This is a genomic window from Nonomuraea sp. NPDC050022 (genome assembly GCF_044460705.1).
Classification (GTDB): domain Bacteria; phylum Actinomycetota; class Actinomycetes; order Streptosporangiales; family Streptosporangiaceae; genus Nonomuraea.
In genome coordinates this window covers 87,658-110,265 of sequence record NZ_JBITKE010000005.1, presented here as the reverse complement: position 1 = coordinate 110,265, position 22,608 = coordinate 87,658, and the positions used below count along the sequence as shown (strand labels likewise).

Sequence of the window (22,608 nt, the reverse complement as noted above, 5' to 3'; positions counted from 1 at the left end):
CCAGCCCGTCGGATCGATGTTGCGTTCACAGCAGCTCATCCCACGCCGAGTGAAAGTACCTGGGGTGAGCGCTGCGTAGTTCGCGCCAGTGCTGCCTGCGGTTCTCCGCCGGCGTGGTGTCGATCTGGCCGTTGGGGCCGCCTCCGGCCGCCGCCCACGCCAGGTGCACCAGCGGGAGCACGGCCGAACCACGCCGGGCCTTGCCCAGCTCCGCCCCGGCGCCGGTGACGACTCTCGACAGCCCCACCGAATAGGCGTACTTGATGGGTTCGTAGACCGCCGCGTTGAAGTACACGAACGGGTCCGGCGCCTCGTCATCGAGGCGCCCGAAGTCCGTAACGTATAGCCGGTCATGCCAGCGGCACATGACTCCAGCACCGACGAGACGACCCCGCACACGGCACAGCACAGCCATCGACGAGGCGTCTCCCAGCGCGGCCGAGTACGCGGACAGGCGTCGCGTGACCGCCTCCACGCTGTACGCCATCCCGTGCTTGGCCCGCACGTTCACGATCATCGGCGCGATGGTCGTGATGGCTTCACCGAGAGGTACGGTCTCGGCCGCACAGTCCTTGGCGAAGAGCCCGACCTCCCTGCGGACGCTGGTGCGGGTGTTCCGTGGCAGCGTCGCCAGGTAATCCTCGAAGTCCCCACCGGGGAGCTCCAGTTCAGTCTGCGCGACGCTCGCCAATCGATGATGGTCTCCGTCGCCGACGACCGGAGCGAGGTCTCTCCACGCGGAGGCGTCGAGGAACAAGAAGAAGGTGTACGGAAGCCCGCGCTCGACCGCGACGGCGCGGGCGGCATCCCGAAGTGCGTGCAGGACCATTGTCCTGGTCGAAGTCGGCAGGGTGCGGTCCACGATGAGCCGCGTACTGAATCCCGCGCAGGAACCGGCCAGCAATCCCAGCCGGCCGTCGAGCGAACTCGCGGCGTGCAGCAGGTCTTGGAAGTGGAGCTCCGGCCAGTACAGGTAGTCACCACGACTGGGGAGCGAGTCATAGAGGGGAAGGGCACCGACGATTCGCGGATGCCCAGATTGTCGGGCGATCAGGTACATGACGGGCCCGTCACCGGATCGCTCAAGAGCCGTCAGCCACGCACGACTCTGGAACATGTCCCGCGGGTCAGCGACGTCATCCCACACGCACCCGGCGACGTCGTCCAACGAGGGGACGCGCTCGACCGTCACGAGCCCGGCCGCTTCTGGCGACATCTCCGGAATTTCCTGATGCTTCATCGAAACCCGGCAGTCATACCGTCACCTGGCCCCGTGATGGAGCCATTCGCGCAGGTCTGGCTCCGCGAGCTCGGCTATCCGACGGTCGTAGTGTGCTCGATCCTCATCGGTGAGGAACTGCTGCCATTGGCCCGACTTACCACTGCGGAAAAAGCGTTTGTGATCGCGGATGTAGCCCAGCTGCTCGTCGGGTGCGAGTTCATCGGCGCGATTGCGCATCTGCTGGAACGTGGCGGCCTCGACCAGTTCCGGCCACTTGCTCTCGTCGATCTCGATGCCGAGCCGTTCGGCGAGCCGTCGCATCTGGCCGGCGAGATCGTTGGAGAGGTCGGCGTAGTGGAGCAGAATGACATTCGGCTCCGCGCGGCGAACCCATGCGCGGCTCTGCGTCCAGATCAGCGCACGCAGCGAGTCGAGATTGTCGTACGGCGAGTCGTCGTTGTCCACCCAGCGTAATAAGTACTCTCGTTCGTCGAGGAAGTCCCTCTCGTCATGATCGTCGACCTGGACTTCAGCCGCCGCGTTTCCGGGGTGGGCGGCCTGATGGATCAATCGACGAATCACGTCACGCTTGAGATTCTTGCCGTGGCTGCGCAGGGAGATGGCGACATCGCGCGGGTCCCGCCCCACCGTGATGTAGGTGACCTGCGGGTCGACCGGGATGCCGTCGAGCGGAATGTGGGTTTTGATGAAACGGCGGTGTTGCTGCGCGGCCAGGTTGTCCCAAACCTCCTGTTTCGGACGCACGAGCATGTCGATCCACGGTGAGAGGCTCGACAGTGGCGCGGGTAGCTGGGGCGTCTGGAAAATCAGGAGCGCGCAGATCGTCTGGGTCCAGGTGGTGCCGCATTTGGCCGGCGAATTAATGACAATATCGCCGGGCCGGAATTCGAACGCGTCCCACCGGGAGCTGTCTTCCATCGGTGTGAGGTAATGGACTGGATGCGTCGTCATCAACGTGAGTTTAATCACATTATGAGAGTTAAGGAAGGTATGTGATTGTCTGTGTGCATTCAGTGATAATAATGCGCAAATTGATGACATTTCCGATCTGACTGCAGGGGAATTCCAGCCACAACAAATCCCCTGGTGGGACATGGTTATTTCGCTGGCATTTGGCGAGAATCGCGCTCGTTGCCGGGGCACGGCCGCTCACGCGCATGGCAGGCTCATCCACTGCGCAGGGAGTAGGCGGTCACACTCTTGGGCAGGTCGGCGACGCGTGACAGGGCGCCGGTGTGGATGTTCCAGCCGAGCAGCCTGTCCCCGCTCTCGACGATCACCGTGTCCTGGCCGATCCAGCCGCGCACGGGGCACCCGCCCTTCCCGCACCTCCTGCCGGAAGAATCTCCCCAGGGCAGGAGCAGCGTCCTGGCCACCCGTCCCGTGGCGATGTCGGCCACGACGACCACGTCGGCTTCCTTCGCCTGGTCGTGGCGGGCGAACGCGGACCTGGCGACGAGGCCGCCGCGCTGCCATCCGTGGTTGCCCAGGACGCCCACGGGCATGCCGCCCTTGTCGGTGATGTCCCGGACGTTCAGTGCCACCTCCGACCCGCCCTCCTGGATGACCGTCCAGCCGCCTTTGGCGGGCGAGACGATCCTGAGGTCGCGGTAGCCCGCGACACCCGTGAATCCCTTGTACGGCTGCCGCCGCGCCTTCCCCGTGGACAGGTCGAGCTGGTAGTTCGCCTCCTCCTGCTCGACGAGGAGTTGGTCGCCGCGCCAGAGCACCATCTCGTTGAACCCGGGCACCGGGTAGCGCCTGGCCTGGCCGATCACGAGGTCGACGACCACCACCTCGTCCTTCTGCGGGAAGGCGGCCATCGTCCCGTCGGGGGCGAGCGAGTTGGGCTTCAACGGAGTCCCGCCGTTGCCGGCCGAATCCACAGAATCACCCAGCTTCACATCGAGAGGGATGCGCCCGCCGGATTTCATGATGTAGATCCGCCCGTCGCCGTACTCGGCCAGCGCCAGGACGGGCCCGGAAACGGTGGTCACGACGGGGATGTCGGCCCACCTCTCCGGCAGCGCGGTCGCCAGGGTGGGCAGTCCCGCCTCGCCGCTGGGCGGCGGAGCTGTGTCCATGGGGGGAGTCGGCGGGATCGTGGCCGTGGGTGTGGGCGTGACGCTGGGATACACGGTGACGCCGCGCTCGACCGGCTCCGGGGACACGACGATCCCCACCACGACGAGAACGGTGACCGTCGCGGCCGCCGCGAGCACCGTCCACCGGCGGCGAGTACGGCTCCGCGTGCCCTGCCGCCACAGCTCGCCCGCGCGGGACGACCCCTCGGGCAGAGTCTCGGCGAGATCATTGAAGAGCTCCCGCAGCCCCTGGTCGGTCATATCAACACCTCTTCCAGCTCGGGAGCGACCTCGCGTAACCGCTTCAGGGCCGCGTGCGTCTGGCTCTTGACCGTCCCGGACGAGACTCGGAGGATCGCCGCGACCTCCCCGACCGGCAGGTCTTCGTAGAAGCGCAGCACCAGCACCGCCCGCTGCTTCACCGGCAGCCTGGCCAGCGCGCGGGCGAACACCACCTTCAGGTCCGACGCTTCCGAGGTGTCGTGATCCGTCTGCTCGGGCGGCTCTCCGTAGGCGAATTCCCGTCGCCGCCGCCAGGTGGACGCCACGTCCCTGTACAGGGTGGTACGCACGTAATTGACCGGGTCGGTATGTACTTTCGACCAGCGGCGCGCCAGTTTGATCAGGGCATCCTGGAGTACGTCCTCGGCCAGATGCCTGTCACCGCTGATGAGGATGGCGGCACGCAGCAGCCGCGGGTGCCAGGCGGCGACGAAGGCCTCGAACGCCTCGGAATCCGTCATATAGACAAGACGCCCGAGAGGGGATGAACGGTTGGGGCTTCTACGAAATCAGCCGTTGCCAAAGGGGCCCGCTCTGAGGAGCGGGCCCCTTTGGACCTCCACGGTCGGAGGAGTGGGCAATACGGACGTTGGGCCGGACGTCGGCGGTTGGCCGGGTAGGCCCGTACCGATGGACGTCGGACCGGACGTCAGCGGTTGGGGGACAGGCCCAGCTGGAGGCCCTTCAGGCTGCTGGAACGCTTGCTCAGCCCGGCGGCGATCGTGCGGAGCTCGGCCGCGGCCGGAGAGTCGGGGTCGGTCAGGACCAGCGGCTTGCCCTCGTCCCCGCCCTCGCGGAGGCGCAGGTCGATGGGCACCTGGCCCAGAAGGGGGACCCGAGTCCCCAGTGTCCGGGTCAGAGCGTCGGCCACCGTCTGGCCGCCACCCTCGCCGAAGACCGAGATGCGCTCGTCGCAGTGCGGGCACGGCAGCCAGGCCATGTTCTCGATGACGCCGGCGATCTGCTGGTGCGTCTGCGCGGCGATCGAGCCCGCCCGCTCGGCCACCTCGGCGGCGGCCATCTGCGGGGTGGTGACCACGAGAAGCTCGGCCGACGGCAGCCGCTGCGCCACCGAGATGGCGATGTCACCGGTGCCCGGCGGCAGGTCGAGCAGCAGGACGTCGAGGTCGCCCCAGTAGACGTCGGCGAGGAACTGGTGGAGCGCGCGGTCGAGCATCGGCCCGCGCCAGACCACCGCGCTGTTGCCCTCGGGCTTGAACATGCCCACCGAGATGACCTTGATGTCATGCGCCACCGGCGGCATGATCATGTCTTCGACCTTGGTGGGGCGCTCCGAGGCGCCGAGCATGCGCGGGACGCTGTGGCCGTAGATGTCGGCGTCGACGATGCCGACCTTGAGCCCGCCGGCGGCCATGGAGGCGGCCAGGTTGACGGTGACGGACGACTTGCCGACCCCGCCCTTGCCGCTGGCCACCGCGAAGACGCGGGTCAGCGAGCCCGGCTGGTTGAAGGGGATCTCCTTCTCGGGGCCCCGATCGCCGCGCAACGTGGTCTGGAGCTTCTTGCGCTGCTCGGTGCTCATCACATCGAGCTCGATCTCGACGCCAGTGACACCCTCGAGTTTGGTCACCGAAGTGGCGACGTCGCGGCGGATCGTGTCCTTCATCGGACATCCGGCCACGGTGAGGTAGACACCCACGCGAACGACACCGTCGGCACCGATGTCGATGCTCTTGACCATTCCGAGATCGGTGATCGGGCGACGGATCTCGGGGTCGATGACGGTGGCTAGAGCGGCCGTCACCAGTTCCTGTGTTGGTGCCATCTAAGTCTCGGCACGAGGGAGTGCCGTCCCTCCTTAGTCGTATATGTGTGACCTGGCGCTGCACGCCGGTGAGGATGCCCCTCCATCGTATGAACCAGGGACCCCCTGCGGATAATCCGCGCTGTTTAGGTGTCCGTGCAACGTTCTAAGGTTACTCCGTGACTCTTCTGCGCGACGAGGGCCTCACCACCGACCGCCCCACCGGCCTCACCGGCCCCACCGGCCTCACCGCCGAGGAGCTGGCGGTCTGGCGGATGCTGCAGCGAGCTCAGGTGCACATCACCCGCCACCTGGAGGCCGAGCTGCTCGTGGCCCACGGCCTGCCGCTGGCCTCCTACGACGTGCTGACGCAGCTGGCCGAGGCACCGGACCGGCGACTGCGGATGAACGACCTGGCCGGCCGGGTGCTGCTCTCCCGCAGCGGCCTGACCAGGCTCATCGACCGGCTCCAGCGTGACGGCCTGGTGGCGCGCGAGGCGTGCGCGAGCGACGCGCGGGGGCTGTTCGCGGTGCTGACGGACCGCGGCGCGGCCCGGCTGAGCGAGGCCACCCCCACTTACCTGCGCGGAATAAGATCCGAGTTCCTCGACCTGCTGGGGCCCGGCGAGATCCGCCTGGTCCGCGAGATGCTCGCCAAACTGCCCATCACCGCCGCTCCCTGAGCCCTGCCGTTCCTCAAGGGCCACCGCTCCTTAAGGGCCACTGCTCCTTAAGGGCCACCGCTCCTTAAGCGCCGCCGCGCTCACTGCCGTTTCTTGAATTGAGCTCCTCCGCCAATCGCTGCAGCTCCGAGCGGAGATAGTCCCGGGTGGCCACCTCGCTGATCGCCAGCCGGAGCCCGGCGATCTCGCGGGTCAGATATTCGACGTCGGCCTGGTTGCGGTCGGCCGCCGCCCGGTCCTGCTCGTACTGGACGCGGTCCCTGTCGTCCTGCCGGTTCTGGGCCAGCAGGATCAGCGGCGCGGCGTACGACGCCTGCAGGGACAGAATGAGCGTGAGGAAGATGAACGGATAGGGGTCGAACCGCAGGTCGGTGGGCGCCAGGACGTTCCAGGTCACCCAGACCGCGACGAACGCCGTCATGTAGACGAGGAACCTGGCCGTACCGAGGAAGCGGGCGATCTGCTCCGACAGGCGGCCGAACGCCTCGGGGTCGTAGTGCGGGCGCAGCGAGCGGCGCAGCGCGCGTGGCTGGTCGAGGCGTTCAGTCGTCACGGTGTGCCCTCTCGCGCCAGTCCTTGGGAAGCATGTGGTCGAGTACGTCGTCGACCGTCACCGCGCCGACTAGCCTGCCCAGCTCGTTCACGACCGGCGCCGCCAGCAGGTTGTAGTTCGCCAGGTAGGAGGCGACCTCGTGCACGGTCAGCTCCGGCCTGATCGGGTCGACCGAAGGGTCGATGGCCGAGCCGAGCAGCGTGGAGGGCGGTTCGCGCAGCAGCCGCTGGAAGTGGGCCATCCCCAGGTAGGCGCCCGTCGGTGTCTCTGTGGGCGGCCTGGTCACGTAGACCTGCGCCGCGACGGCGGGCGCCAGATCCTTCTGCCGCAGGTGGGCCAGCGCCTCGGCGACCGAGGCGGTGGGCGGCAGGATCACCGGCTCGCTGGTCATCATGCCGCCCGCGGTGTCGTCGGCGTAGGTGAGCAGCCGCCGTACGGGCGCCGCCTCCTGCGGCTCCATCAGCGCGAGCAACTGGGTGGCCTGCTCGCTCGGCAGGTCGTGCAGCAGGTCGGCGGCGTCATCGGGGTCCATCGCCTCCAGTACGTCGGCCGCCCGCTCCACCTCCAGTGACCGCACGATGGCGATCTGGTCGTTGGGCGGCAGCTCCTGCAGGGTGTCGGCGAGCCGGTCGTCGTCCAGGGCGCGGGCGATCTCGATCCGGCGCTTGTCCGGCAGGTCGTGCAGGGCACTGGCCAGGTCGGCGGCCCGCATCGACTCGAAGGCGGCGATCAACCCGGCGGCTCCCTGGTCCTTCTGCAGGACGCCGAACCCCGACACCTCGCTCCAGTCGACGATCCTCGTCTCGCGCCGCCGCCTGCCCCGGTAGACGGCCACCTTGGTGATCTGCCAGAACGACGGCTTGGTCTCCTCCATCGCCACGTCGTAGACGGTGACCGGCTCGCCGTCGAGTCGCACGGTGAGGTCGAGCATCTGGGCGATGACCAGCGTCTCGGTGTCGCGCTGCTCGAACCTGCGCATGTTCAGCCGGCCCGTGAAGATCACCGCGCCCGCTTCGATGCCGCGCACCCTGGTGATGGGCAGGAAGACCCGGCGCCGCGGCTGGATCTCGACCACCATGCCGTGCACGCTCGGCGGATTGCCGTCGTGCGGCCCGACCACGACGTCTCTGATGCGGCCGATCTGATCGCCCGCTGGGTCGAAGACCGGGGTCCCCGCCAGGCGGGCCACGAAGATCTTCACGTCAGCAGGCTAACAGTGCCCCTCCATTGCGCTCCGGACGCCCGGCGTGTCAGTATCAAAAGTACATTACGGTGATTACGAAGTTGAGGTCGATCGTGAAGTACCCAGGGCTCGCGCTGGCTTTCGTGTCCTCGTGCTGTTTCGCGTTCTCGGGCCCGATGGCCAAGTACCTGATCGCCGCCGGGCTGGCCCCGATCGAGGCGGTCTGGACGCGCATGGCGGGCGCCGGCGTGCTCATGGTGGTCGTGTTGGCCCTGGTCAAGCCGCGTGCTCTGCGGATCCCGCGGTCGCGGCTGCCGTTCTTCGCCATGTACGCGATCGTGGCGGTGGCCGCGGTTCAGTCACTGTACTTCGTGGCCATCACGCGGTTGCCGGTGGGGATCGCGTTGCTGCTGGAGTTCATGGCGCCGGTGATGGTGGTGCTCTGGGTACGTTTCGTCCGCCGGGTACGGCTGGCCCGCGCGGCCTTCGTCGGCGCCATAACCGCCGTGGCCGGCCTCGCTATCGTCGTGGAGGCCTGGCAGGGCCTGCGACTCGACGCCCTGGGCCTGCTCCTCGGCCTGCTCGCCGGAGCCTGCTGCGCGGGCTACTTCCTGATGAGCGACAGCTTCGGCGACGACGTCGACCCCCTCGGCCTGATCGGCTGGGGCCTGATCGGGTCGGCCGTGATCCTGGTGCCCTTCGCCCGCCCGTGGGACATCCCGTGGGACGCCTTCACCCGTACCGTCACCCCCTCGGCGGGCGCGCACACGCTGCCGGTGCTCGGGGCGTACCTGTTGATGGTCCTGATCGCCACGGTCGTCGCGTACATCCTGGGCGTGAACGCGGTCCGCCGACTGACGGCGGCGGTGGGCGCCACGGTGGCCTCACTGGAGGTCATCGGCGGCGCGGTGGTGGCGTGGGCGCTGGTGGGGGAGACTCTGGGCGTGTTCCAGATCGTGGGCGGCCTGATCGTCCTCACCGGCGCCCTCCTCGCCCAAACCGCCACCGAACAACGACCGGAACCGAGTACGAAGCCCAGCCCGGACGACCTTGAGCAGCCGGTCGGCGTGGTGTGAGTTTCGGTCGGACAGCGCCGTGTGAGTTTTGGTTTTGGCGCGGCGTGAGCTTTAGCGCCGTGCGGGCGTTAGCGGCGTGTGAGCTTGAGTACGGTCGACTCCCGCGCCCAGCGGTCGGTCAGGTGCTCGCTGTCGGGAGCGTTGAGCCGCTCCTTGGCCAGCGCGGCGACGGCCTCAGGCTCCGCCGCCTGATCCACCACCCGGACCTCGGCCTCGAAGTCGGCCAGCCTGGCGCCGTTGTCCTTGCTGCGCAGGATGACCTGGACGGTGTCGAGCCCCTCGATGCCCGGCAACTGCTGCTCGCCGCCACCCGTGACGAGGTAGATGGCACCCTCGTGCCAGGCATGCCAGGCCAGGCGCGGGCGGTCGAGGGTGAGCCAGAGGACGCCTGACTTCTTCGCGCCCTCTTCGATGGCCGCGGATATGTCGCTCACGCCTCGACTGTACCGGGGCTTCAATCGCCGAGGGCGGCGGTCAGGTCGAGCTCGACGAGTTGACCGGTGAAGCCGAGCTGGGTAACCCCCAGCAAGGTGCTCGCGGTGGTGAAGGCGGCGGCGAGGGGCGAGTCGAGCAGGCGCTGCCATACTCCCCCGAGCGCAGCGCGGTCCTGGCTCACCACGTAGATGACCGAGCGCACCACCTGCTCCGGGCGGGCGTTCACGGCCGCGAGCGCGGTCAGGGCGTTGGCGACGACCTGGTCCACCTGGGCGTCCTGATCTCCTTCGCCGACCAGGGCGCCGGTCACATCCAGCGGACACTGTCCGGCCAGGAACGCTGTCCGCCCGGCCTCGACCACGGTGATGTGGCTGTAGCCGGGAGTCTTGTGCAGTTCGTCGGGGTTGAGGCGGGTGATCGTCATGCGGAGATTGTGGCGGCTCCGGGGTCGGAGAATCATCTGGTTTGTGTCAGCGCTCGCGAAGGCCCCGAAGGGAACTTTCACCTCCCGACTGGCCGGGGCGGGATGCCGGTGGCGCGAGCCGCTAGCTCGCTCAGGGAGTCCACGGACCCTCCGGCAGAACGCCCACGGGCCTGGCGGCAGAACGTCCACGGACCCTCCGGCAGAACGCCCACCGATCTACCGGCAGACCGCCCACACGGCCCCATTCAACTGCGGTAATGTGCGGCGAGTGATGGATCCGTCTCTGTTCCGCGAGGCGGCGAGGCAACGGCGCTCGAAGCGCTGGCGGGGGACGCGGGTCGTTGTCGTGAACGGCGCCCGGCAAGTGGGCAAGAGCCGGCAAGCTTGAACGCCGCGCCGCTACCTGGATCTACTGGAATTGATCTTTATCATCAAGCGCGGCCTGGTCATCGGATCTCACCCGCCCCGCCATCTCCTACCCTCAACTGATCGTCACAGACAGTGGGTTCGGCGGTCGCCTCATCACGCCGAGCCTGGTACGACAGGAGTCGGTCCCGAGCTCGGAGAGCAGTCTGGGGGTTTCGAGGGGGCGGGTGTGATCCGTAAGGCATCCGTCTCGAAAACCCACGAGCACCATCTGGTCTTCAGGACGTCATCTACGAAATCTAGATGACGTACATTGCTGCCGCCATCAGCCCGTCCAGGTCACGTTGAAGATCAAGATCAACTCGGCGGCCTCGTCGACCTTGAAATACATGATGCCGAAGTCACCGAAGGTCGTCTGTCGATACTCGGGCTGATCCGCGTACAGCATGCGGGCATCCCACGGCTTCTCGACCAGATCCACGGTTCTGGCGAGGAGCGCGTCGAACGCCTTGCTCGGCAACCCTTTCATCTGGGCCAGTGCTGCCACGTGCTGCTCCACGCGATAGTTCACCGACGGTCGGCCCAGCCCGGGAACGCCATGTCCATCGAAACGAACTCATCGGTCCGTCCCTCACGCACCGCCCGTTCGGCGTGGTCGAAATCAGGGTTGGAGACCGCGATCGCATGCAACCGCCAGACATGCAAAAGCTCTTGAAGCTGCTTGAAGCGCCACACCTCGTGGGCTGCGTCCAAGGCGGTGTGATAGTCGCTGAGGAACTGCTCGTGCCACCTCTCCGGCAGGAGACGCAAGATCTCCGCAGGGTCATCCCCGATCTCATGCAGCGGCTCAGCGGTCATACCCGCAGTCTAGGCGCCTCCTTCTCGGAGCGTGTTGATTTCCCGGTCGGCCGTAACGGGGAGCCTCTTGGCGACAGAGTGCCATCGCCACTTGCGCCATGCCGCAGCAGAAGTCCCTATACGACCTCCACTGGACACGGCTTCGGGTTCGTCCACCCGCTGCACGCGCATGCCGCCTTTCCGGGGACACGGCGGGCTCCGGAGCGTGCGCGGGTGGAGCCCGCCAATATGGCGTCCGAGCGGAGCGAGGGCCTGCAGGGGTCGGGGCTTGGCCCGACTGGAAGTAACGCCTGCCCCGAAGCGCGAAGCGCCCACCCGCGAAGTCCTTTGTTGAGGGGCGGGCATCAGACGGTCAAGCCGGTAAGTGGGTAACGGGTGGGGGCGCGGTGAGTGGGGGGTGCGAAAGGGTGGGGGCGAGGGGGCTAGCGTGTGCGCATGCGCTCACGTCGATCTGTTCTCGCCGTCCCCGGTAGTAACCCGAGGTTCCTCGAAAAGGCCCAGACGCTGCCGGTCGACGAGGTGTTCCTCGATCTGGAGGATTCGGTTGCGCCCCTGGTCAAGGATGAGGCTCGTAAGAACGTCGTGACCGCGTTGCGGGAGGGGGACTGGACGGGGAAGACGCGGGTCGTACGCGTGAATGATCTGTCGACGCAGTGGACCTACCGTGACGTGATCGAGGTGGTGGAGGGTGCGGGGGACAACCTCGACTGCCTGATCCTGCCCAAGGTGCAGGACTCGACCGAGGTCGTCTGGCTCGACACGCTGCTCACCCAGATCGAGAAGACGATGGGGCTGGGGGTCGGGCGGATCGGGATCGAGGCGCAGATCGAGAACGCGCGCGGGCTGGTCAACGTGGACGCCATCGCGGGGGCGTCCAGGCGGCTGGAGGCGCTGGTGTTCGGGCCGGCCGACTTCATGGCGTCGGTGAACATGCGCACGATGGTCGTGGGGGAGCAGCCGCCGGGTTATACCGAGGGCGATGCGTACCACTACATCCTGATGCGCCTGCTGATGGCCGCGCGGATGCACGATCTGCAGGTGGTCGATGGGCCGTACCTGCAGATCAGGGACGTCGAGGGGTTCAAGCGGGTGGCCAGGCGGGCCGCGGCGCTCGGGTTCGACGGGAAGTGGGTGCTCCATCCGTCGCAGGTGGAGGCGGCCAATGAGGTGTTCTCGCCGACGCAGGAGGACTACGACCATGCCGAGCTCATCCTGGAGGCGTACGACTACTACACGACCGTGGAGAAGCGCGGCGCGGTCATGCTGGGGGACGAGATGATCGACGAGGCCTCGCGCAAGATGGCGCTCGTCGTGGTGGCCAAGGGGCGGGCTGCCGGGCTGAGCCGTACGAAGACGTTCAGCCCGGAGAGCTAGAGCCGTCCGGACGGCCCTGAAGCCGTCCAGCGTCATGACCGTCAAGGCCTTCAAGCCGTCAAGGTCTGACGGCTTCAAGGCCTTGAAGCCGTCAAGGCCTTGAAGCCGTCAGACCTTGAAGCCGATCGTGGTGAAGAACCAGAACGACGACGTGAGCCAGAGCCCGACCAGCGCGGTGAACGCGAGCCCGCCGATCACGGGCAGCGTCCAGCCTGGTGTGCCCCGCTTCGGCAGGGCCAGCATCTTGGCCGTGAACAACCCGTAGAAGAAGCAGCCGAGCAGCGAGTGCGCGAGCACCCTGGGCACGTCGTACTGCAGCCCCAGGGCGTACAGGCAGTGGAAGGCGACGGGGATGGTCAGCAGGAAGGCCAGCCGGCCCGACCAGCGATGTACGGCCGGCGGAATGGAGACCCCGAGCTTGCCCCACATCGACAGGGCGGAGATGACCTGGACGGCGGCGAGCACGAACGCGCCCGTCGTCAGCCACGCCTTCATCGGCAGCGCGGCGGAGAAGCCGGCGGGGCCGACCGCGAAGCCGGTGGGGGCGTGGATGCGCCCGAAGACGCCGAGGGCGATCGCCACCATTCCGCCGATCAGCAGCGGGACTGACAGGGGGTGGAAGCTGGTCGGCCGGTGCGAGGTGACGCTCATTGCATCTCCTGAATGAAGCCGTCGACGTCCTTCGGGTAGAGGGTGGTGTCGTCGTCGAGCGGCACCGGCTTGGTCGGCTGGTAGGCGTTCAGCTGCGGGATCTGCAGCTGCTTCTCGTCCGCGAACGCGGCACCGACCTGCGTGAAGCCGCCTTGCGGGCGCTTCAGTACGATCCAGCCGGCTCGTAGCTTGGCGCCCCTTACCTGGGCGGTCGCCCGATAGAGGCCGGAGGGCTTGACGACGGTGTTGGCGGCGAAGGTCCACTTCTTGCCGCCGATCTTCAGCCAGCCGGTGGCCTTGCCACCGCCGAGCGTTCCGCCGACGGCCGCGGCGCCGAAGCCCTTCAGGGTGATCTTTCCGTCTTTCTCGTTGCCCTTGAACCAGGCCTCGGACTTGCCGTCACAGAAGTAGCCGATGGTTTTGCCGTCGCGGGTGGAGATGGCGATCAAGCCGCCGTTGCCGCGTACGTAGCCTCCGTAGTCCGCTTTGTCGATGGTCTTCGGGGCGGCTTCGGCGGTTTCGGTGGGTTCGGGGGTAATGGTGGCGGCGGTGGCGGCGGGTTCCGCCGAAGGTTCAGCCGCGGCGGCGGTCTCGGTCGCGGGGGGTTCGTTGGAGGTGGCGGCAGCCGTTGTGTTCGCCGCCGGTGTCGCGGTGATGCTGGCGACACCCAGCCCGACGGCGAGCGCGGCGCCCGCTGTCAGGGTGATGACAGGTCCCAGCCTTGACATGAACTGCTCCCAGGGTCGAAATGCTTACTCCACCGAGCATCCGCTCAAACTAACGGATCGTCTGTGAACTAATGCTCATCTCCCAGACAGAATGTAGAGATGCAGGAAAATCCTGGACCCCAGCTTCCGTACGGGACGCAGCCGCCGGGCCGGCCGGCCTACCCTTACCAGCCGCCGCCCATGCCCGTGCGAGAGCCGTGGTTCCGGCCGATGCCCAGGGGCGCGCGGTACGACTACCTGGCCCGAGTGGGTGACCGCGGTGTCTGGCGGGAGATCGTCGGGACGATCCTGGTGGGCGTCGCGTTCTTCGTCGTCGGTGCGGTGGTCATAGGCGTCGGCATGGTGGTGGCGAGGATCCTCGGCATCAGCTCCTCGCTGACGGCCGGGGAGTTGTTCAGCGATCCGGTGTTCTCGCTGGTGGTGCTGCTGCTCTCGATCGCGGCCGTGCTCCCGGCGGTGTTCGGTACGGTCGCGCTCATCCAGCGGCGCCGGCCCGGGTCGCTCTCCTCGGTCGCCGGGCGGTTGCGGTGGGGGTGGCTGCTGCGCTGCCTGGGAGTGGCGGTCATATCTCTGGCGCTGGGGCAGGTGGCTCAGGTCGCCATGATGACGGTGACCAGGGAACCGGTTACGGACCTGTTCGGCTGGGCCGGGTGGAGCGCGTTCCTTCCCGCGCTGATCGCGATCGTGCTGCTCGTGCCGTTCCAGGCCGCCACCGAGGAGTACATCTTCCGCGGCTGGGTCATGCAGGCGTTCGGCGCCCATCTGCGGAGCCCGATATGGGGGATCGTGCTGGGTTCGGCGCTGTTCGCGTCCCTGCACGGGTACTCGTGGATCGGGCTCATCGACGTCTTCAGCTTCGGTGCCCTCATGGCGTGGCTGGCGGTGCGGACCGGAGGGCTGGAGGCCCCGATCGCCCTGCACGTGGCGAACAACATGCTGGCGTTCGGGATCAGCGCGGCCGCCGGGCATCTGGACAAGGCGCTGCAGCAGGGGGACGTGCCCTGGCAGGCGCTGGTGGGGACCGTGGTGCAGTTGGGGGCGTACACGGTTGGGGTGCTGTACCTGGCGAAAAAACGGTCAGTTAGCGATCTTTCGGGATAAATAGCTAGCTGGTGCCAGGAATCTCGCTAGAGAGGTCTCGCCATTCGGGCTCAGTCGTGTTGCTCTGGATCCAGTGGGTGGGCGAGGATTCCGGAGGTGATCATCTCGGCGAGACAGGGTAACTAGCACTCATGTGCGATATTTCACGCCGCAGTGACATAAAAAACGAAATAAGCGCATAAACGTGGACAGGCTGCCCTGGAACGATTCGGCATACCTCTCTCTACCGGGTCGTTCGCTCAGTTCGATCAGTACGTACTAGGAGGTGCGACGCGTGGCCTCCGGCCCCAGCGACCCGCCACGGCGACCGCCGGGTGATGACGACCCGCGGCCCGAGGAAGCCGCCGACCCCCATGCCGCCAACGAGCCCCGGATCCGGCACTCTCCACCGGGCCCCACCGATGATCGGGCTCGTGGCCTGCCTGCGGCCTCACCGTGGGGTATGCCGCCGTTCTCCTCCCCCGTCCCTGGAGACGAGCCTCCGGACCCGCCGAAGGGGCGCCGGCCGTACAGCTCCCCGACCGCGGAACCCGAGACGGAGCCGCGCCTCCGCCGGGTCGTGAACCACCCCGACAAGCTCGTGGCCGGCGGCCCACCCCGGACTGAGCCCGAGCCCCGGACCGGGGATGAGCCCCCTGACGTCACACCCCGCTCCTGGTTCGAGACAGAGGACCAGCCGCAGGACGAGGATCAGCCCCAGCACGAGGCCCCGTACAGCACGCCGGACGTCCCGGACGACGAACGCGAGGATGACGAACCCGAGGATGACGAACCCGAGGATGACGAGCCCGAGGTGCGGCGCGTCGGACGCCCGCCCGCCGGCCGCCCCACCAGACCGGACCGCCTCGTCGCGTCGGGCCCGCCGCGTCCCGGCGGCTCCAGCGGCAGGCACCACCGCGGCCCCGCCCCGTCGGCGGTCCGCCGGTCGAGTCCGGTACGCAGGCGCAGCCTGGCCGTGCCGACGGCCATACTCCTGGCGCTGGTACTGCTCGTGGCGGGCGGCGTGCTCGTGTGGCAGTGGCGCTCCTCCGACAAGCCCGGACTGGCGCTGTCCGAGGGCACGGAACGTTCGGGCGACGAGCTGTTCACGGTGCCGTCGGCCGGTGACGGCTCCGATCAGAAGCTCAACGACATGACCTCGGTGGGCCGTGCGGTCGTGGCCGTCGGCAGCGACACGACGAGTCCGACGCCGCGGCCGCTGTTCCTGTTCTCGCCGGACAGCGGGAAGACGTGGCAGCTCGGCCAGGTCAACGGGTCGACCACCGCGACGGTCCAGCGGGTCGTGGGCGGCGACGGGCGCTGGCTGGCCAGCGGCGGCGACGGGGTGGGCGCCGAGCGCGGCCTCTGGACGAGCACCGACGGGTTCACCTGGGCGGCTGTGGAGCAGAGCGGTCTGTCCGCGTTCAGGACCGGTGACCTGATCTCCGATATCGCCAGGACGTCGTCGGGGTTCGTGGCGGTCGGCCGTACGACGCTCACCGGCGGCGCGACGGGACCCGCGGCCTGGCAGTCGCCGGACGGGCGCGCATGGGAGCGCGTGAACACGGGCGGGCTGGACGTACGCGAGCTCAAGGCGGTCGTGGCCAAGGGGAACACCGTCGTGGCCATCGCCGAGTCCGCTCCGGGCGACGGCTCAAGGGTCGTCCGGTCGAGCGACGGCGGCGCCACCTACCAGGCCACCGGGTTCCAGTTGCCCGAGGCGCGGACTGGGTCGTCGCTGGCCGTACTGCCCAAGCAGTTCGTCCTCGTCCCCACCAGGCAGCGAACGATCACCGGCGACGTACGTGTCTACTGTTCACCGACCGGCGCGCAGTGGGCGCAGTGCGGCTCGATCCGCGGCCTGAGTGGTACGAGCCCCGGCATCGACTCGCTGATCAGCTACCCGTCGGGGATCGCCGCGGTCAGCCAGGCGGACCTCGGCAAGTACTCCATCCTGACCAGCGCCGACGGGCGCGGCTGGGCCAAGCGGACCGACCTCGCCAACCTGCCGGGCGCCACGCTGCGCGGCTTCACGATCTCCGACTCGGGCACCCTGTTCGCGGGCGGCGACCAGGCCACGGCGGACGTCGAGAACCAGCTCGTCCTCATGACCGCGCCCCCGCGCGGCGACGCGACGCGCGTACGGCTGGCCGGCGTCGACGGCCTGTCACGGATCGCCCGCCAGACCAACCGCCTGGCCGGTTTCGACGGCCGCTACGTCGCGGTCGGCTCGGCCTCCGGCGACGCCGGCATCTGGACCAGCCTGAACTGGCAATCCTGGACCTCCATGAGCCTCGGCGGGACGAACCAGCAGACCCTCGACGACGTCGCCCACGGCCGCCGCGGCTGGCTGGCCGTCGGCAGCACCCAGGCGGACACGTCGGTCACCGACCCGCTCCTGGTGTCCTCCGAGGACGGCCGCACCTGGAAGAAGGTGACGGCCTCCGGTGACCTGGCCCGTACCCAGGACCATCCGTACCTGGCCCTCCACGTCGTGGCCGCCGGCGAGTCGGGCTATGTGCTCGCCGGCGAGGACCGGAACGCGGCCGGCATACCGGGCGCCGCGCTCTGGTTCACGCCGGACCTGCGCAAGTTCACCCGGTCGAAGAAGCTGCCGCAGGGGGGCTCCGGTGTGCGCGTGTACGACGTGGCCGCCACACAATCCGGATATGTCGCCATAGGCGGCTCGGGCACCGGCGACCGGGAGAGCGCCGTGGTCTGGTTCTCGGAGGACGGCGTCAACTGGAAGTCCCGCGACCGCGTCTCGCCACCGGAGGCCGGCTCCGCCGGACTGCGGGAGGTGGTGGCCTACCAGGACAAGCTCGTCGCCATCGGAACGGCCCAGACACCCGGCTCGCGCCGCGCCTTCGCCGCGGTCTCGGAAGACGACGGTACGACCTGGCGTACGGCCTGGCTGCCTGCCGACCAGGCGGCGGCCGTGTACGACCTCGCGGCGGCCGACCAGGGGCTGGTGGCGGTCGGCTGGCACGGCACGCCGGGGGAGGGGGACAGCGCGGTCTGGCTGTCTGAGGATGGTTTGACGTGGAACCGAGTGGACCTGACGAAGGGACGGCTGGCGGGGCCGGGGATGCAGTGGCTGGCGGCGGTGACGGTGATGGGATCGGAGGTGGTGGCATTGGGCCGTTCGACGACCTACAACGCCGATCACATGATCCTGTGGACGTCTTCCCTCTCGTCTGACCGCTGAGAGCCAAAGGGCCTCCGCTACGCTCCGGACGCTCTTCTGGGGGCGCCTCCGGCGCACAACGGGCTTCGCCATGGGCGCTCCGCGCGTAAGGGCTCAGGCGCTTCCTCCCAGCCGGGCCGGAGCCCCGGCCCCTGGAGGACCTCGCTCCGCTCGGACGCCTTCCCAGCGCGGGCTCCGCCCGCGCCCCGCTTCGCCGGGACGGAACCCGCATCGCTCAAGCGATCAGGCAGAGGAACGTGATTGTTTCGACGCTGGGCAGGCGGCCTCGCGAGTCGAGTGCCGAGCGAGAAGAGGACGCCATGCAGTTGAGCGCATTTAACAGGATTCCAGTCTGGGCGACCGATATCGCCAAGGATGAGGCAACAGCTTGACGGCCCCCATCCCGATGAGAGGGGGCACGCCGGAGGCGCTTTTAGCTCTCGTTGGTCGCGTCGAACTCGCCGTCTTTAACCCCCGACACGAAGGCGTCCCACTCGCCTGGGGTGAAGATCAGCGCGGGGCCATTCGGGTCCTTGGAGTCTCGGACCGCGAACAAGCGGCTCCCCACTTTCGGCCCTGTACCTGCCGAAACTACGGCTATCTCCACGCAGTTGCCGCCGTTGTTGCTGCGACTGCTCTTGCGCCATGACGCACGCGCAAGCTCAGCTTCCAACCCCATCTCCGCGCCATCCGAGTTAGTGATCATCACACTTCCTTCAACGCCGATGCGAGTAGGCTGCGGCTTCGATCTGGGTCGAACGCCTTGGCTCGCAGGTGGTTAAAGACCAGGTTATACCGGTCTACGGCGGATGGTTCTTCTAGATAGAGGCTACCGACCTGGCTCTCCAAATAGATCACGTCGGGATCTGGTGCCTGTGGGAATCCCATGACCACAAAGCCGCCGTCCATCGCGGGATGCGGCCCAGCAGAGAAGGGCAGTATCTGGATGGTGACGTTGGCTCTGTGCGACATCGTGATCAGGTGGCTAACCTGCTCCTTCATGGTTTCGTGGCTGCCGATCAGGCGGCGAATGGCGGCCTCGTTCATGATCGCCCATAGCTGCAATGGGTCGCTCCCCGTGACCCGGTCCTGCCGGGCTTGGCGGAACTCGATCTTGCGATCGATCTCCTCTGTGCTTTCCGACAGGGGGGCGACGCTGAGGTAGGCCCGGTAGTAGTCGGGCGTTTGAAGCAAACCGGGTACCAGTTCTGGGTCGTAGCTCCGCAGCTCTGATGCCTCCGCCTCCAGGCCAACGAAGACTTGGAACCACTCCGGAATGACGTCGCCATAGGAGTGCCACCATCCTCGCTGGCGGGCTTGACGAGCCAGCAGGAGGAGTTCCTCGCGGGCGGGCCCGTGGACGTCGTACACGTCGAGAAGCGCACGAAGATCGTTGGCGCGGATTCCTCGGCGTCCCGATTCGATGCGACTTACCCATGACTGATCGAATTCAAGTCGCTCGGCGACTGTTTCCGCGGTTATCCCGGACTCTTTGCGAAGGCGGCGAAGCTCGCTTGCAAGGCGTCGGCGTCTCACGGTGGGGCTACTGCCGGCGGTCATACCGTACGTCACCTCGACACTCAGAGCGCATATCCCGAACCTGATGAGAGTCCCGCACCGGGTGGACTCCAGCAACTCAGAATCTATCTAGTGGCATCTTGCCAGAAGTTGCATGCCAAAGGCACTATGGCATCGGCAGGGTGCCAGCAAGGGTCGCCAAATCCCGTCGGAATTGCACTCTTTGCGGTATTGGCCGAGAGTGCGAGCAGTTCTCAATCGGGCGTGGCTGATGTGGGACCTGCCACAACGACAGGGATCGGCGGAATGGGTAGGGCCGCGATCCGCGATGGCGGGTCAGGGCTCTCCCGAAAGAGGATCAACGCGATATTCGCCCAATGTGATCAACGCGCGATCTGTGAAGCTTCGGTTCGTCGAAAGGGTCCTTTATGCGGCACTTCGATTACGAAGAGGAAAGATTCATTCACTTAGTGCGACTGACTTGGGACCTGTCTCGGCTCGGGGTGGCGCTGGCGGTGCAGTGGCCACAGCGTGATGAGCCGTTCATCTTCATTCCTCGGGCGCGGGGGGCTTTGCGGGTGCGGGCCGCGCTGAGGGGTGAGCACTGGGTCTTCACATGGGGTCATGGTCGGAGCCGCGGCCTTCGTGCCAGACGGGCTCGTCGCTCTCCTGGATCGTGCCGTCGGCGCCGAATATGAGGAACCGGTCGAAGTCGGCGGCGAACCACCGGTCGTGGGTGACCGCCAGCACCGTGCCGGAAAAATTATCGAGTCCCTGTTGTAGGGCCTCCGCGCTCGCCAGGTCGAGGTTGTCGGTGGGCTCGTCCAGCAACAGCAGGGTGGCGCCGGACAGCTCCAGCAACAGGATCTGCAGCCGGGCCTGCTGGCCGCCGGAGAGAGTCTCGAATCTCTGGTTCGCGGCGGGAGCGAGCTCATAGCGGGCCAGCGCCGCCATCGACTCGTTCAGGATGAGGGGGTGGTCGCTCATGATCAGCTCGATCGGGGTGCGGCCGTGCAGGTCCGGACGGGCGTGGGTCTGCACGAACCGGCCGGGCACCACCCGCGCGCCCAGCCGCACCGTACCGCTGTGGCTCATCGCGGGCACCGCGCCGTCCGCGGCCTGTTCCAGTATCCGCAGGAAGTGGGACTTGCCCGTGCCGTTGGAGCCGAGCACGCCGACGCGTTCGCCGTACCAGATCTCGGTGCCGAACGGCCGAGTCAGGCCGGTGATCTCCAGGTCCGCGCAGATGACGGCGCGTTTGCCGGTACGGCCGCCGCGTAGCCGTATCCGCACGTTCTGCCGCTTGGGCGGGCGCTGCGGCGGGCCGGCCTCCTCGAAGCGGACCAGCCGAGTGCGGGCGGCCCGGTAGGACGAGGCCAGCGCGTCGTTGTTGGCCGCGGTCTGCCGCAGAGTGTTGACCATCTGCCGCAGCCTGGAGTGCTCTTCGTTCCAGCGGCGGCGCCGCTCCTCCAGTCGGTTGACGCGCTCCTCGCGGGCCTTGGCGTACGTGGCGAACCCGCCACCGTGCGCCCAGACGCCGCGGTCCTCCACAGTGACGATCCGGTCGGCGGCGTTGGCCAGGAGCTGGCGGTCGTGGGAGACCAGCAGCACGGTCTTGGACGCGGCCCGCAACCGGCTCTCCAGCCACTGCTTGCCGGCCACGTCTAGGTAGTTGTCGGGCTCGTCCAGCAGCAGGACCTCGTCGGGGCCCCGTAGCAGCGCCTCCAGAACCAGGCGTTTCTGCTCTCCGCCCGACAGGGTGGTCACCGGACGGTAGCGGATCGCGTCGTAGGTCAGGCCCATGGACTCGGTGACGCAGACGTCCCAGACGACCTCCATGTCGTAGCCGCCGAGTTCGGCGTAGTCCGCGGCGGCCTGTGCGTAGGCGAGTTGGACCGCCTCGTCGTCGTGCGCGGCCATCGCCGCTTCCGCCCGCGCCAGAGCCGCCGCCCCGGCGCGGATCCGCTCCGGCGCGACGGACAACAGCAGGTCGTGCACCGTACGGTCATCGCGGATGCTGCCGATGAACTGCCGCATCACCCCCAGGCCGCCCGAGGAGACCACGCGACCGGCCTCCGGCTGGAGGTCACCGGCGATCAGGCGCAGCAGCGTGGTTTTGCCCGCGCCGTTGGGCCCGACGAGACCGGCCTTGGCCCCGTCACCGACACGGAACGAGACCTCGTGCAGGAGCAGCCGCCCGTCGGGCAGCACGTAGGTCAGCCCGTCCACCTCCACATGTCCCGCCACGGTCGCGCCTCCTCAGGGTACTCGATCATTGGTCGAGGAACAGGATCAATGATCCAGTAATATTAGACTTGCGTCCGTGGACATGAGCAAGGCGGGACCAACGACCAAGGGAGCGGCCGGAGGCGTGTGGCTGCGGCCGGCCACGCGGGCGGGCCGCGAAGGGCCACCGCTCACCCGGGAGCGCATCGCCGCCGAGGCCATGGCCCTGCTGGACGGGGAAGGCGTCGACCGGCTGACCATGCGCAGGCTCGCCCAGCGCCTCGGCACCGGCTCCACCACCCTCTACTGGCACGTCAAGACCAAGGAAGACGTCCTGGATCTGACCCTCGACATGATCTTTGGGGAAGTCGAGATCCCCGAAGAGGACGCGGACTGGAGGGCCGCCGTCACCACACTGGCCGGCCGGTGGCGTTCCGTCCTGCTGAAGCATCCCTGGTCGGCCGTGCTGCTGGGCCGGCCGATGCTAGGCCCCAACGTGTTGGCACGCAGCGAGTTCTTGTACGCCACGCTGATCAAGGCGGGGGTCGGCGGGCCATCCCTCACCGCTGCGGCGTACGGCCTGTCCAACTACATCGTCGGCTCCGCCCTGATGCAGGCGACCTGGCAGACGAACGCCGACCCGGACATCCGGCAGGCCGCTCGCGAACACTTGCGCACCAGCAGGGACAGTTACCCGAGCCTCGCGGAGCACGGCCCGATGGTGGCGGGCGACGACTGGGACTCGGCCTTCACACTGGGTCTCGCCTGGCTGCTCGACGGCATCGAGGCCGCCGCCGGCGGCGAAGTACGGGGCGGCACTGGGGCGGTTTACGGCGAGCCGGAGACCTTCGGGCCTTGACGGGGAGCCACCGCGGCGCAGCACGGAGAGTTA

22 protein-coding genes are annotated in these 22,608 nt (G+C 67.8%); 6 read left to right on the top strand and 16 right to left on the bottom strand.

From position 1 onward, the window contains the following. Positions 1-25: 25 nt before the first annotated feature. The 5 genes from ACIBO2_RS21980 to ACIBO2_RS21960 form a co-directional block, all read right to left on the bottom strand. Positions 26-1,216 (bottom strand): peptidogalycan biosysnthesis protein, encoded by a 1,191-nt coding sequence (locus ACIBO2_RS21980; protein ID WP_397298718.1) that lies wholly within the window; start codon positions 1,214-1,216, stop codon positions 26-28. Positions 1,217-1,261: 45 nt separating this feature from the next. Further along, on the bottom strand, positions 1,262-2,194 hold the full coding sequence (locus ACIBO2_RS21975; RefSeq protein ID WP_397298715.1) for a sulfotransferase domain-containing protein: 933 nt from the start codon (positions 2,192-2,194) through the stop codon (positions 1,262-1,264). A 215-nt stretch (positions 2,195-2,409) separates the two neighbouring features. Then, a complete protein-coding gene (locus ACIBO2_RS21970; protein WP_397298712.1) occupies positions 2,410-3,588 on the bottom strand; it encodes a hypothetical protein in 1,179 nt (392 codons plus the stop codon). Continuing rightward, a complete protein-coding gene (locus ACIBO2_RS21965; protein ID WP_397298709.1) occupies positions 3,585-4,070 on the bottom strand; it encodes a SigE family RNA polymerase sigma factor in 486 nt (161 codons plus the stop codon). Before ACIBO2_RS21965 ends, ACIBO2_RS21970 begins: the two co-directional genes overlap by 4 nt. A 188-nt stretch (positions 4,071-4,258) precedes the next feature. Next, a complete protein-coding gene (locus tag ACIBO2_RS21960) occupies positions 4,259-5,395 on the bottom strand; it encodes an Mrp/NBP35 family ATP-binding protein (protein WP_358446048.1) in 1,137 nt (378 codons plus the stop codon). A 158-nt stretch (positions 5,396-5,553) separates the two neighbouring features. Between ACIBO2_RS21960 and ACIBO2_RS21955 the strand changes: the two genes are divergently transcribed. Further along, positions 5,554-6,057 carry a MarR family transcriptional regulator gene (locus tag ACIBO2_RS21955; protein WP_358551651.1) on the top strand — a complete coding sequence of 168 codons (504 nt, stop codon included), beginning with the start codon at positions 5,554-5,556 and terminating at the stop codon, positions 6,055-6,057. A gap of 64 nt (positions 6,058-6,121) precedes the next feature. Here ACIBO2_RS21955 and ACIBO2_RS21950 read toward each other — a convergent pair whose 3' ends face one another. Together ACIBO2_RS21950 and ACIBO2_RS21945 are read right to left on the bottom strand one after the other, a co-directional pair. Then, entirely contained in the window at positions 6,122-6,610 is a 489-nt protein-coding gene (locus ACIBO2_RS21950) for a DUF1003 domain-containing protein (protein WP_358551649.1), read from the bottom strand. Then, positions 6,600-7,811: a magnesium transporter MgtE N-terminal domain-containing protein gene (locus tag ACIBO2_RS21945; protein WP_358551647.1), complete on the bottom strand. Its 1,212-nt coding sequence runs from the start codon at positions 7,809-7,811 to the stop codon at positions 6,600-6,602. Before ACIBO2_RS21945 ends, ACIBO2_RS21950 begins: the two co-directional genes overlap by 11 nt. Positions 7,812-7,906: 95 nt before the next feature. Here ACIBO2_RS21945 and ACIBO2_RS21940 point away from each other — a divergent pair, with 95 nt between their 5' ends. Beyond that, a complete protein-coding gene (locus ACIBO2_RS21940) occupies positions 7,907-8,869 on the top strand; it encodes an EamA family transporter (protein WP_397298704.1) in 963 nt (320 codons plus the stop codon). A gap of 68 nt (positions 8,870-8,937) precedes the next feature. Here the strand turns inward: ACIBO2_RS21940 and ACIBO2_RS21935 are convergent, their stop codons facing one another. From ACIBO2_RS21935 to ACIBO2_RS21920, 4 genes are all read right to left on the bottom strand, one after another. Next, positions 8,938-9,303, bottom strand: coding sequence for a hypothetical protein (locus ACIBO2_RS21935; RefSeq protein ID WP_358446035.1), 366 nt, complete (start codon positions 9,301-9,303; stop codon positions 8,938-8,940). 20 nt (positions 9,304-9,323) lie between these two features. Further along, the gene (locus ACIBO2_RS21930; protein WP_358551643.1) at positions 9,324-9,728 is read right to left on the bottom strand and encodes a RidA family protein; all 405 of its coding nucleotides are present in this window, start codon (positions 9,726-9,728) and stop codon (positions 9,324-9,326) included. Between the two features lie 691 nt (positions 9,729-10,419). Further along, positions 10,420-10,641: a hypothetical protein gene (locus ACIBO2_RS21925; RefSeq protein ID WP_358551641.1), complete on the bottom strand. Its 222-nt coding sequence runs from the start codon at positions 10,639-10,641 to the stop codon at positions 10,420-10,422. A gap of 20 nt (positions 10,642-10,661) precedes the next feature. Next, positions 10,662-10,952 carry a DUF6247 family protein gene (locus ACIBO2_RS21920; protein ID WP_357944311.1) on the bottom strand — a complete coding sequence of 97 codons (291 nt, stop codon included), beginning with the start codon at positions 10,950-10,952 and terminating at the stop codon, positions 10,662-10,664. 435 nt (positions 10,953-11,387) lie between these two features. Between ACIBO2_RS21920 and ACIBO2_RS21915 the strand changes: the two genes are divergently transcribed. Then, positions 11,388-12,326, top strand: coding sequence for a CoA ester lyase (locus ACIBO2_RS21915; protein WP_357944315.1), 939 nt, complete (start codon positions 11,388-11,390; stop codon positions 12,324-12,326). Positions 12,327-12,434: 108 nt separating this feature from the next. On the opposite strand, the gene ACIBO2_RS21910 is transcribed toward ACIBO2_RS21915, so the two are convergent. Further along, the gene (locus ACIBO2_RS21910) at positions 12,435-12,977 is read right to left on the bottom strand and encodes a DUF6529 family protein (protein WP_358551637.1); all 543 of its coding nucleotides are present in this window, start codon (positions 12,975-12,977) and stop codon (positions 12,435-12,437) included. Next, entirely contained in the window at positions 12,974-13,705 is a 732-nt protein-coding gene (locus ACIBO2_RS21905; RefSeq protein WP_358551635.1) for a hypothetical protein, read from the bottom strand. The genes ACIBO2_RS21910 and ACIBO2_RS21905 overlap by 4 nt, the downstream gene beginning before the upstream one ends. Positions 13,706-13,885: 180 nt before the next feature. Here ACIBO2_RS21905 and ACIBO2_RS21900 point away from each other — a divergent pair, with 180 nt between their 5' ends. Both ACIBO2_RS21900 and ACIBO2_RS21895 read left to right on the top strand, forming a co-directional pair. Next, positions 13,886-14,806: a lysostaphin resistance A-like protein gene (locus ACIBO2_RS21900; RefSeq protein ID WP_397298698.1), complete on the top strand. Its 921-nt coding sequence runs from the start codon at positions 13,886-13,888 to the stop codon at positions 14,804-14,806. Between the two features lie 274 nt (positions 14,807-15,080). Further along, on the top strand, positions 15,081-17,993 hold the full coding sequence (locus ACIBO2_RS21895) for a hypothetical protein (RefSeq protein ID WP_397298695.1): 2,913 nt from the start codon (positions 15,081-15,083) through the stop codon (positions 17,991-17,993). Positions 17,994-18,405: 412 nt separating this feature from the next. Here the strand turns inward: ACIBO2_RS21895 and ACIBO2_RS21890 are convergent, their stop codons facing one another. From ACIBO2_RS21890 to ACIBO2_RS21880, 3 genes are all read right to left on the bottom strand, one after another. Then, a complete protein-coding gene (locus tag ACIBO2_RS21890; RefSeq protein ID WP_397299880.1) occupies positions 18,406-18,651 on the bottom strand; it encodes a DUF397 domain-containing protein in 246 nt (81 codons plus the stop codon). A gap of 26 nt (positions 18,652-18,677) precedes the next feature. Next, a complete protein-coding gene (locus ACIBO2_RS21885) occupies positions 18,678-19,532 on the bottom strand; it encodes a helix-turn-helix domain-containing protein (protein ID WP_397298692.1) in 855 nt (284 codons plus the stop codon). Positions 19,533-20,102: 570 nt separating this feature from the next. Further along, positions 20,103-21,737 carry an ATP-binding cassette domain-containing protein gene (locus ACIBO2_RS21880; protein ID WP_358551625.1) on the bottom strand — a complete coding sequence of 545 codons (1,635 nt, stop codon included), beginning with the start codon at positions 21,735-21,737 and terminating at the stop codon, positions 20,103-20,105. Between the two features lie 82 nt (positions 21,738-21,819). On the opposite strand from ACIBO2_RS21880, the gene ACIBO2_RS21875 reads away from it, so the two are divergent. Next, complete coding sequence (locus ACIBO2_RS21875) at positions 21,820-22,575, top strand: TetR/AcrR family transcriptional regulator (RefSeq protein WP_358551735.1); 756 nt, start codon at positions 21,820-21,822, stop codon at positions 22,573-22,575. The last annotated feature ends 33 nt before the right edge of the window (positions 22,576-22,608 follow it).

Coding starts and splice junctions, on each gene's coding strand:
- ACIBO2_RS21980 (WP_397298718.1), bottom strand. CDS start 1,216: ATGTCGCCAGAAGCGGCCGGGCTCGTGACGGTCGAGCGCGTCCCCTCG.
- ACIBO2_RS21890 (WP_397299880.1), bottom strand. CDS start 18,651: ATGGGGTTGGAAGCTGAGCTTGCGCGTGCGTCATGGCGCAAGAGCAGT.
- ACIBO2_RS21900 (WP_397298698.1), top strand. CDS start 13,886: ATGCCCGTGCGAGAGCCGTGGTTCCGGCCGATGCCCAGGGGCGCGCGG.
- ACIBO2_RS21930 (WP_358551643.1), bottom strand. CDS start 9,728: ATGACGATCACCCGCCTCAACCCCGACGAACTGCACAAGACTCCCGGC.
- ACIBO2_RS21875 (WP_358551735.1), top strand. CDS start 21,820: ATGAGCAAGGCGGGACCAACGACCAAGGGAGCGGCCGGAGGCGTGTGG.
- ACIBO2_RS21970 (WP_397298712.1), bottom strand. CDS start 3,588: ATGACCGACCAGGGGCTGCGGGAGCTCTTCAATGATCTCGCCGAGACT.
- ACIBO2_RS21905 (WP_358551635.1), bottom strand. CDS start 13,705: ATGTCAAGGCTGGGACCTGTCATCACCCTGACAGCGGGCGCCGCGCTC.
- ACIBO2_RS21915 (WP_357944315.1), top strand. CDS start 11,388: ATGCGCTCACGTCGATCTGTTCTCGCCGTCCCCGGTAGTAACCCGAGG.
- ACIBO2_RS21975 (WP_397298715.1), bottom strand. CDS start 2,194: ATGACGACGCATCCAGTCCATTACCTCACACCGATGGAAGACAGCTCC.
- ACIBO2_RS21910 (WP_358551637.1), bottom strand. CDS start 12,977: ATGAGCGTCACCTCGCACCGGCCGACCAGCTTCCACCCCCTGTCAGTC.
- ACIBO2_RS21885 (WP_397298692.1), bottom strand. CDS start 19,532: ATGACCGCCGGCAGTAGCCCCACCGTGAGACGCCGACGCCTTGCAAGC.
- ACIBO2_RS21965 (WP_397298709.1), bottom strand. CDS start 4,070: ATGACGGATTCCGAGGCGTTCGAGGCCTTCGTCGCCGCCTGGCACCCG.
- ACIBO2_RS21920 (WP_357944311.1), bottom strand. CDS start 10,952: ATGACCGCTGAGCCGCTGCATGAGATCGGGGATGACCCTGCGGAGATC.
- ACIBO2_RS21960 (WP_358446048.1), bottom strand. CDS start 5,395: ATGGCACCAACACAGGAACTGGTGACGGCCGCTCTAGCCACCGTCATC.